The 8,449-nt window shown below is 71.1% G+C and carries 9 protein-coding genes and 1 pseudogene; 2 read left to right on the top strand and 8 right to left on the bottom strand.

What is annotated here, in order from left to right:
* Positions 1-44 precede the first annotated feature (44 nt).
* The 4 genes from VFZ09_RS08530 to VFZ09_RS08515 form a co-directional block, all read right to left on the bottom strand.
* Positions 45-542 carry a hypothetical protein gene (locus tag VFZ09_RS08530; RefSeq protein WP_329726997.1) on the bottom strand — a complete coding sequence of 166 codons (498 nt, stop codon included), beginning with the start codon at positions 540-542 and terminating at the stop codon, positions 45-47.
* A gap of 62 nt (positions 543-604) precedes the next feature.
* A complete protein-coding gene (locus tag VFZ09_RS08525) occupies positions 605-1,264 on the bottom strand; it encodes a hypothetical protein (RefSeq protein WP_329726996.1) in 660 nt (219 codons plus the stop codon).
* 81 nt (positions 1,265-1,345) lie between these two features.
* Positions 1,346-2,368, bottom strand: coding sequence for a pirin family protein (locus VFZ09_RS08520; protein ID WP_329726995.1), 1,023 nt, complete (start codon positions 2,366-2,368; stop codon positions 1,346-1,348).
* A gap of 41 nt (positions 2,369-2,409) precedes the next feature.
* Positions 2,410-2,901, bottom strand: a complete 492-nt coding sequence (locus tag VFZ09_RS08515) for a MarR family transcriptional regulator (RefSeq protein WP_329726994.1) — start codon at positions 2,899-2,901, stop codon at positions 2,410-2,412.
* Positions 2,902-3,020: 119 nt separating this feature from the next.
* Here VFZ09_RS08515 and VFZ09_RS08510 point away from each other — a divergent pair, with 119 nt between their 5' ends.
* Both VFZ09_RS08510 and VFZ09_RS08505 read left to right on the top strand, forming a co-directional pair.
* Positions 3,021-4,022, top strand: coding sequence for an LLM class flavin-dependent oxidoreductase (locus tag VFZ09_RS08510; RefSeq protein ID WP_329727001.1), 1,002 nt, complete (start codon positions 3,021-3,023; stop codon positions 4,020-4,022).
* 137 nt (positions 4,023-4,159) lie between these two features.
* On the top strand, positions 4,160-4,588 hold the full coding sequence (locus VFZ09_RS08505) for an organic hydroperoxide resistance protein (RefSeq protein ID WP_329726993.1): 429 nt from the start codon (positions 4,160-4,162) through the stop codon (positions 4,586-4,588).
* A gap of 56 nt (positions 4,589-4,644) precedes the next feature.
* On the opposite strand, the gene VFZ09_RS08500 is transcribed toward VFZ09_RS08505, so the two are convergent.
* From VFZ09_RS08500 to VFZ09_RS08485, 4 genes and pseudogenes are all read right to left on the bottom strand, one after another.
* The gene (locus VFZ09_RS08500; RefSeq protein WP_329726992.1) at positions 4,645-5,757 is read right to left on the bottom strand and encodes a PAS domain-containing sensor histidine kinase; all 1,113 of its coding nucleotides are present in this window, start codon (positions 5,755-5,757) and stop codon (positions 4,645-4,647) included.
* A gap of 78 nt (positions 5,758-5,835) precedes the next feature.
* On the bottom strand, positions 5,836-6,135 hold the full coding sequence (locus VFZ09_RS08495; protein WP_329727002.1) for a hypothetical protein: 300 nt from the start codon (positions 6,133-6,135) through the stop codon (positions 5,836-5,838).
* A 144-nt stretch (positions 6,136-6,279) separates the two neighbouring features.
* Positions 6,280-6,680 (bottom strand): annotated as a pseudogene (locus tag VFZ09_RS08490) (protein kinase); the annotation flags it as partial.
* Between the two features lie 752 nt (positions 6,681-7,432).
* On the bottom strand, positions 7,433-8,365 hold the full coding sequence (locus tag VFZ09_RS08485) for a TraB/GumN family protein (RefSeq protein ID WP_329726991.1): 933 nt from the start codon (positions 8,363-8,365) through the stop codon (positions 7,433-7,435).
* Positions 8,366-8,449 lie beyond the last annotated feature (84 nt).

The raw sequence follows: 8,449 nt of genomic DNA, 5'->3' as shown, positions 1-8,449 counted from the left end.
TGACGGCCTCTGCTGCTGAGGACATGGGTCGCCTGGCTGAGCGGCTACGCGCGAAGCCGACGGGCGCCTGGACAGCCTGAAGACCCGGCGGTGCAGCGAGAAGCGGATGGGGTTTTTGCCGTTTGCGTCTTGAACACGTCCCGGTCGAAGAGCAGCCGGAGGAAGTGGGTGATCTTCCGGGAGAAGATGGCGGCGCAGGCCGCGTCGAACTTCGCGTACACGTCCAGCAGGCGGCACCCGGTCTGGTAGCGGATGTCGGGGCGGGGCCGGACGAAGTCGGAGTGGCCCGTCTGGACCCGGTACGAGCTGTCCGCCGTCTGCCAGGCGCGATCCTGCTCGGCGAGGATCTCATCGAGCACGGAGGCCGGGACCGCGTTGGAGATCTGCACGTAGCCCTTCTCGCGCCACTGCCGCAGCATCTCCGCGTCCTCGTCCGACACCATCCCGCGCTTGCGCCGCTCGGCCAGCAGCTCGTCGGCGTTGTGCAGGTCGGGCCAGAGGCCGCCGTAGCGGCTGACATAGGGCTTCGTGGGGGCGCTCATCAGGGTCTCCGAGTGTTGGCGGCGGAAGTATCAAGGGAATTCCGGAGTGACAAGCTCGCCGCTCAGCGCGCCGCCTGCCCGGTCTCCGCCGGCTTCTCCTCCCGGCGCTTGTGCTTCGGCTTGCGCACCTCGGCGGGGTCGGGCGGCTGGGTGTGCGCGCACTGCAGGAGGGAGGGAGGATCGAAGCACTGGAGCCGGAAGTCGTCCTTCTCGCACCGGCCGCGCGGAGTCGCCGCGCATTTCACCTCCGTGCGGTTGTTGTTGCAGTCATAGCCGCACGCGATGGCGGTCGAGGCCGTGAGGCAGGTGGGCCGTGGCGTCTCCGCGCCCAGCTCATGAAGGGTGGACTCCGGCGGGTCCCAGCACGTCAGCTCGCCGAAGTGCTCCCGGCACACGCCGTAGGGCGTCCGCGCACAGGCGACCTTGCCCTGCGTCACGAGGCAGTTGAAGCCACAGGCCGCCTCGTTGCCGATCGCCTTGCACTCGGGGCGCAGGCCCTCGTCGGGCGGGTGGTGGATGGCCGCGAGCGGCGGGTCGAAGCAGTACACCTCGCCGTGGAACATGCCGCACGTCCCATAGGGGGTGCTGGCGCAGCGGACGTCGTCGGCGCTCCTCTGGCAGGAGTAGCCACAGGCCGTCTTGCCATTGACGGACTCACACGTGGTGGGCGGAATCGTTGGGTGGGCGGCCAGCAGGGTGAGGCCGAGGAGCGTGAGGAGCATGGAGGGCACCCGGGAGGCAAGGGACGGAACCCCGACGTCCGCGGGGCCCGTTTATTCACGCCTCGCGTGCACTCCGTGGGCTCAGCGGGAGGGACGCTCGATGCGGCCGTCCGCGTGGCGGGCGAAGCGCCCCTCCTCACGCGGGTGCACCGGATCTCCCGACCGCCACGGCCAGCCCCCGAAGCCCGTGCGCTGGTAGTCGTTGAAGGCCTGCTGGATTTCCGCGCGGCTGTTCATCACGAACGGGCCGTACTGCACCACCGGCTGGCCAATGGGGCGCCCCTGCAGCATCAGCACCTCGCACGCACCGCCCACGGCCTCGAGGCGCACCGCCGCGTCGCTCCGGACCACGAGGGCCTGGTGCGCGCGGATGTCATGGTCCGCCACCTTCAGCGCGTCGCCCTCGAAGAAGTAGAGCGTGCGGTTGGCGCGCGGATTCGCGGCGGGCGGCAGCGTCCACACCGCACCGGCCTCCATGCGGACGGTCCAGATGGCCACGTCCGTGTCGGGGCGCGAGGCCCACGAGCGGGGTGGCGGCGGTGGCGCGCGGCGGCCCTCCAACTGGCCCGCGGCCACGGTCACCTCGGTGCGGCGGCCGGCCTCGTCCGTGAACGGCACACGCGGGATGTCCTGGTCCCAGAGCATCGTGAAGTGCGGCGGCGCGAGCTTGTCCTCGGCGGGCAGGTTGAGCCAGATCTGGAACAGCTCGGTCGGGTTGGGGCGGCTCGCGTCCACGAGCGGGAACATCTCCGAGTGCACCACGCCCGCGCCCGCGGTGAGCCACTGCACGTCCCCGTGGCCGAAGCGCGCCGCGGCGCCCAGCGAGTCCGAGTGGTCGATGAGCCCCTTGCGCACCAGCGTCACCGTCTCGAAGCCGCGGTGCGGGTGCCCGGGGAAGCCGGGGACGACCTCACCGTGGTACATGTTCCAGCCGTCCTTGCCGTCGAAGTCCTGGCCGATGTTGCGGCCCGCGAGCGAGGCCGCGGGCCCGAGGTGCTCGTTGCCGGCGGGGTACGCGTCGTCGTGGTGCACGCAGAACAGGAAGGGATCCGCGGTCACCCAGGGGAAGCCCAGCGGACGGGTCTCGATGAGGGGGCTCTTCATGATGGCTCCAGACGTAACGTGCTCGCCGCCAGGCCGCAGGCTCATCCTTCGTTTCCGTCCGGCGGCTCCCGCAGGCCCCGGGTGAGCCGTTTGAGGGTGTCCCGCAGCCGCGCCGCCTCCTCGAGCGGAAGCTGGAGCTTGCAGAGCATCTCCACGGGGACGGACGCCGCGCGGGCGCGCAGCTTCTGGCCGGCGGGCGTGAGCTCGATCAACACCCGGCGCTCGTCCTCGGGGGCGCGCTTGCGGACCACGATGCCGTTGGCCTCCAGCCGCTTGAGCAGGGGCGTGAGCGTGCCGGAGTCGAGCCCCAACGCATCGCCCAGCTCACCCACCGTGCGGGGGGATCGCTCCCAGAGTGCCAGCAGCGCCAGGTACTGCGGATAGGTGATTCCCAGCGGCTCCAGCAGGGGCCGGTACAGCCGCGTGATCAGATTGCTCGCCGAGTACACGGCGAAGCAGAGCTGATTGTCCAGCCGGCACAGCTGCTCCAGCGCCTCCGCGGGTACGGCCCCGCCCTTCTTCTTCTCAGCCATGCTGCCCCCTCGGACCCGATGCGCTTCTCGTAGTGCGCCATTATATGGGGTGCAATGGAATCGCGCGTCTTTCCCACCGCTTCCCTGGTCTCCAAGCGAGGGACTTCCTCATGCCGGTAATGGTTCCCCTCTCCGTCCTCGATCTCTCGCCCATCGTCGAAGGGAGCGATGCCGCCCGGTCGCTGCGCAACACGCTGGACCTCGCCCGCCATGCCGAGCGGCTGGGTTACCGCCGCTACTGGCTGGCCGAGCACCACAACATGCCCGGCGTGGCGAGCGCCGCGACCTCGGTGGTCATCGGCTACGTGGCCGGGGGCACCTCGACGATCCGCGTCGGCGCCGGAGGCATCATGTTGCCCAACCACGCGCCGCTGGTGATCGCCGAGCAGTTCGGCACGCTGGAGTCGCTCTACCCGGGCCGCATCGAGCTGGGCCTGGGGCGCGCTCCGGGCACCGACTCCGTCACCTCCCACGCGCTCCGGCGGACCCTGGCCGGTGACGTCGACTCCTTCCCCCAGGATGTCGTCGAGCTGATGAACTACTTCCGCCCCGCGGAGCCCGGCCAGCGGGTCCGGGCCGTTCCCGGCGTGGGCTTGAACGTCCCCATCTGGATCCTCGGCTCCAGCCTCTTCGGCGCGCAGCTCGCCGCGGCGTTGGGGCTCCCGTACGCCTTCGCCTCGCACTTCGCGCCGGGCCACATGATGCAGGCCATCGACGTCTACCGCAGCCGCTTCCGCCCCTCGGAGCAGCTCGAGCGCCCCTACGTCATGCTGGGCCTCAACGTCTTCGCGGCCGGCACCGACGCGGAGGGCCGCCGGTTGATGTCCTCCGTGCAGCAGGCCTTCCTCAACCTGCGCCGCGGCCAGCCGGGTCCCCTGCAGCCTCCCGTCGACCACTTCGAGGAGGGGCTGCACCCGATGGAGCGCGCGGGCCTCGAGCAGGCGCTGTCCTGCTCCGTCGTGGGCTCGCCCGAGAGCGTCCGCCGGGGACTGGCGGACTTCATCGCCCGCACCGGCGCCGACGAGCTCATGGTGACCTCCCAGATTTTCGACCACGCCGCGCGCGTGCGCTCGTACGAGATCGCCGCCGAGGCCCGTGACGTGCTCGCCCGCGCGGGCTGAGGCCCTTTCCCAGGGAATGAGACGTGGCCGGGCCCTCGCCCCGGCCTCTCCCGGCCAGATTATATTGCGAACAATTTGATTGTGACCTATCTGTCTCCCCGCGACACACGACGTCGGCACGACACAAGGAGAAGCACATGAGCCCCACGATTCTCGAGAAGCGCCTCTACACCGCGACGGCCACCGCTACGGCGGGGCGTGATGGCCGGGTGAAGAGCGACGATGGCCACCTGGATGTCGCGGTGGTGCCGCCGCGCGCGCTCGGTGGCAGCGGCGCCGGCACCAACCCCGAGCAGCTCTTCGCGGGTGGCTACGCGGCGTGCTTCGGCAGCGCGCTGGGGCACGTGGCCCGCGCGCAGAAGATCACCCCGGGGCCGGTCTCCATCACGGCGAACGTGACCATCGGGCCCGTGGGCAAGGGGTTCGGCCTGGCCGTGGAGCTCATCGCGTCCATCCCCGAGCTGCCGCGCGAGCAGGCCGAGGCGCTGCTGCGCGCCGCCCACGAGGTCTGCCCGTACTCCAACGCCACGCGCGGCAACATCGTCGTGGACCTGCGCCTCGCCTGAGCGGGGCCGGGTGACGCGGGCCGCGGCTCATCTCCACCCAAACGTCCAGGGGGGCGTCAGGTGGTGGGCAGCAGCACGCGGAAGCACGTGCCCTTGCCCACGGTGCTCTCCACGGTGAGCTCGCCTCCCATGGCGATGACGATGCTGTGGCAGATGGCCAGCCCCAGGCCCGTCCCCACGCCCGCGGGCCGGGTGGTGAAGAACGGCTCGAAGATGCGCTTCAGGTTCTCGGGCGCGATGCCGTGGCCGGTATCGCGGACCTCGATGACCACCTTGCCCGCCTCGGCGCGCACGAGCGCCTCCACGGTGTTCTCCGCCGGTGCGCCCTCGGGGATGGCCTGGGCCGCGTTGAGCAGCAGGTTGAGGAACACCTGCCCCAGGCGCGACTCGCTGCCGCGCACCGGCGGCACCTCCTCCACGTGCCAGACCATGCGGGCCCGGTGCTTGAGCTCCGGCATGGCCATGTTGATGGACATCTCCAGCGCCCGCCGGACATCCGCCCGTTCCTTCTCCGGGCCCGTGTCCTCGCCCCGCGCGAACAGCTTCAGGTCTCCCACCACGTTGCGGATGCGCGTGGTGCCCTGCCGCGCCTCCTCGAGCGCCTCCGCGCACTCCTCCAGCCGGGTTGCCAGCGGGGCGAGCTCGGGTGTGCCGGCGAGCGCCTGCCTCACCTCGGTCAGTCCCTCCTCGATGAAGTGGAGGTTGGAGGAGATGTAGCCCAGGGGGTTGTTCACCTCGTGTGCCACGCCCGCGGCCAACGTCCCGAGGGCCGCCAGCCGGTCCGCCTGGAGCAGGCTCAACTCGAGCGTCTTCTGCCGGGTGATGTCGCGGACCAGGAAGGCCACGCCTGGCCGGTGGGGCACGAGCATGGCATCGGCGCTGAACCACCGGAGTCCTTCCCCCACCTGCGCCGAGTACTCGAAGCGATCGGGCTCGCCTCGGGCCAGCACGCGGTGGATGCTCTCCATCGTCAGCGCGGCGGTCTGGGGGTCCATCACCTCGGAGATGTGGCGCCCCATGAACGCTTCCCGGGGCAGCACCAGCATCGAGTCGGAATGGGTCCACGCCGCGAGGTAGTGGCCGCCCGCGTCGAACTCGAAGACGAGGCTATCGGTGAGACCGAGGACCACCTGCAGCAACTGCTCGAGCGATTGCGGGGACTGGGGCACTGCATCACCGGGGCGCGAAGGCGCGAATGTCGCATCCAGGATACCAGGACCCGGCCCCCCGGGGCCATGTGGCCCGGCTCAGTCCTCCCTGGCCCCGGCCGCCCGTGGCTCGTGGGCGAGCACGCTCGCGCCCGGCAGGACCTCGGTGGCCTCTTCACCGCGAGTGCGGAGCGGGGTGGGCTCCGCCCGGGTCACCTGCTCCGAGCTCCGCGCCTGGGACCGGCTGCCCCTGCGCGCGAGCGCCTCCTGGACGATGCGGGCCAGCTCCCGCTGCCCGTGAGGGTAGGGGGCGAGCGCTCCCGTCATGGCACAGAGCCGCTCGCGCAGCTGATGGCCCCGGGGCGTGCGCTCCAGGACGCGCCACTGGAGCAGCTCCATGATGGCGGCATCCAGCTCGGCGGGGACGTCCGGGCGGAGGCCGGAGGGGGGCACGAGGAAGGGAGGGGGGGCGGCGCGCACCATGCCGGAGGCATCCTCGCCCTGGAAGACGCGCTGTCCCGTGAGCGCCTCGTGCAGTGTGAGGCCGAGCGCGAAGAGGTCCGCCCGGCCGTCGAAGGCCTGGCCGCGGGCCTGCTCGGGGGCGAGGTACCCCAGCTTGCCGCGCACCCGGTCCGCCTGGGTGAGCCGGACGTGGATGGCCGCCCGGGCCACCCCGAAGTCTCCCAGCCGTGGCTCTTGAGCAGCTCGCGCAGGGACAGGCCCTCGATGTACTCCATGGCCATGAAGTAGGTGTCCCCGAACCGGCCCACGTCGAGCACCTGGACGATGTTGGGGTGGCACAGCAGCGAGCCCAGCTCCGCCTCCCGGCGGAAGAGCGTGACGAAGTCCTCGTCCTCGGCGTAGGCCGGGAGGATGCGCTTGACGGCCACCACCTTCTCGAAGCCACCCTCCGGGCTGTAGGTGGCGCGGAACACCTCGGCCATGCCTCCCACGCCCAGCCGCTCGTGGAGGAAGTACTTGCCCAGCAGATCCTTCTCGCGGACGGCTTGCAGCGCCTCCTCGGCGCGGTGCGTGAGGTAGCTGGCCACCAGCGCCGCGAGCCAACCGGTGATGAAGTAGTAGGCGGCCCGCAGCGCGACGAGCGGCGGGGTGAACATCAGGGGAACGGGCTCGGCCAGCCGGGGCCAGGCCAGCAGCATGTAGAGGAGCATCGTCTCGGCGGCCACGATGCCCCCGGCGAAGAGGGCCAGGTGGCGGTTGCCCCGCAGGGCCGCGAGCACGATGGTCGCGCTCCAGAGCACGGACATGGGGTTGGTCAGTGCCTGCTCGACGGTGCCGAAGGCGATGTCGCAGGTGAAGAGGAACGCGCCGGTGGAGGTCTCCAGGGCGACGTTGACCCAGTGGATGGCGGGGTGGAACCAGCCGCGCCGCAGCATCCAGGACAGCCACCCGTAGTAGACGGTGAAGAAGGCACACAGGCCCGCGACGGACAGGGCCCGGGGCCAGCCGATGCGGCCGCCCAGCGCGAGCGTGGAGAGGATGAAGAGGCCGGTGACCAGGCTGATGAACCGGGTGACGGTCGCCTCGCGGGCGGCGGCGTCCGCCCGGAAGTGCTCCGCGAGCAGCTGGGTGCCGAGCGGCGCCGGGGTGCCTGGAGGGTTGGAGTGAGGCATGGCTGCCTCATTCTCTTGCAGCCGGGGCGGCAAGGCGAATGCGGACGCTCCGTGAGAAGGCCTCAGGGCTCGCGGGGGAGCTGGCGCACCTGGAAGCCCTTCCGGGTCAGCAGGGCGAGGATGCCTTCCTCCCCCACGAGGTGTCCCGCGCCCACCACGGCGAAGTGCGTCTCCGGCTGGTCGAGCATCGCGGCCAGCTGGTCCGCCATCCGCCGGTTGCGGGTGAAGAAGAGGGCCTCGTAGAAGGGCCGCATGGAGGGGTCGTCCGCCCGCTCGAAGAGGGCCCGCGCCAGGGCGTCGGGGTTGCCGCCCTGCCAGGCGGTGGCGATGCTCGCCAGGCTCTCGGCCGTCTGCGAGGACTGCTGGAGCTGCTCCCGCAGCATCAGGTCCTGCACGGAGTCCGGCATGCCGGCGAGCATGCGCATCTGCTCCTCGACCGTCTCCAGCTCCACGATGCGCTGGGTGCCGCGCGCCTTCGTCAGCAGCATGCGGTCGATGCCGCCCTCCTCCGAGTAGCCGGCCCGCTGCATCTCCAGGAGGGAGAGCGTGAGGGACAGCAGCCAGGGCCGCATGCGCTCGACGGCGATCGCCGGGAGCCCCGCCTTCTGGATGGCCTCGGGCAGGAGCGCCTTCGTCTCGGGGCTCAGGTGCGCGCTCAGCGCATCGGGATGGGTGAAGGTGCCCAGGCTCAGCATGAGCTGCTGGGTCTTCCCCGGGTCGGCCTTGTCCGGGTCCAGCTCCACCACCAGCGCCTGCGAGCGCGCGAACGCGGCCTCCATCGACGGCGGGAAGACGAACTGGCCGGGCCGGCCCAGGTGGACCGAGCCGGTGAGGTAGAGCCGCTTGTCCGGAGCGCCCGGGCGCGTCACCTCCCAGAGGAAGGCACGCTGCTCCGTGACGGCGGAGCTCGTGGAGGCGGGACGCTCCGCGGAGGTCGTGGCACAGGCCGTGCCGAGGAGGGCGAGGAAGGCGAGGAGCAATCGGTTCGGGCGCATGGTGGGTCCGTTGAGGGGGGTGCATCATGACCGGAGCGCAACGGCCACGCACCCGGAGTTCCGCCGATATGTCCTGTCACCCTG

Origin of the sequence: Archangium sp. (genome assembly GCF_036277355.1) — a bacterium.
Classification (GTDB): domain Bacteria; phylum Myxococcota; class Myxococcia; order Myxococcales; family Myxococcaceae; genus Archangium.
The sequence above is the reverse complement of the archived record's forward strand: the minus strand, read 5'-3'. Positions and strand labels throughout refer to the sequence as shown.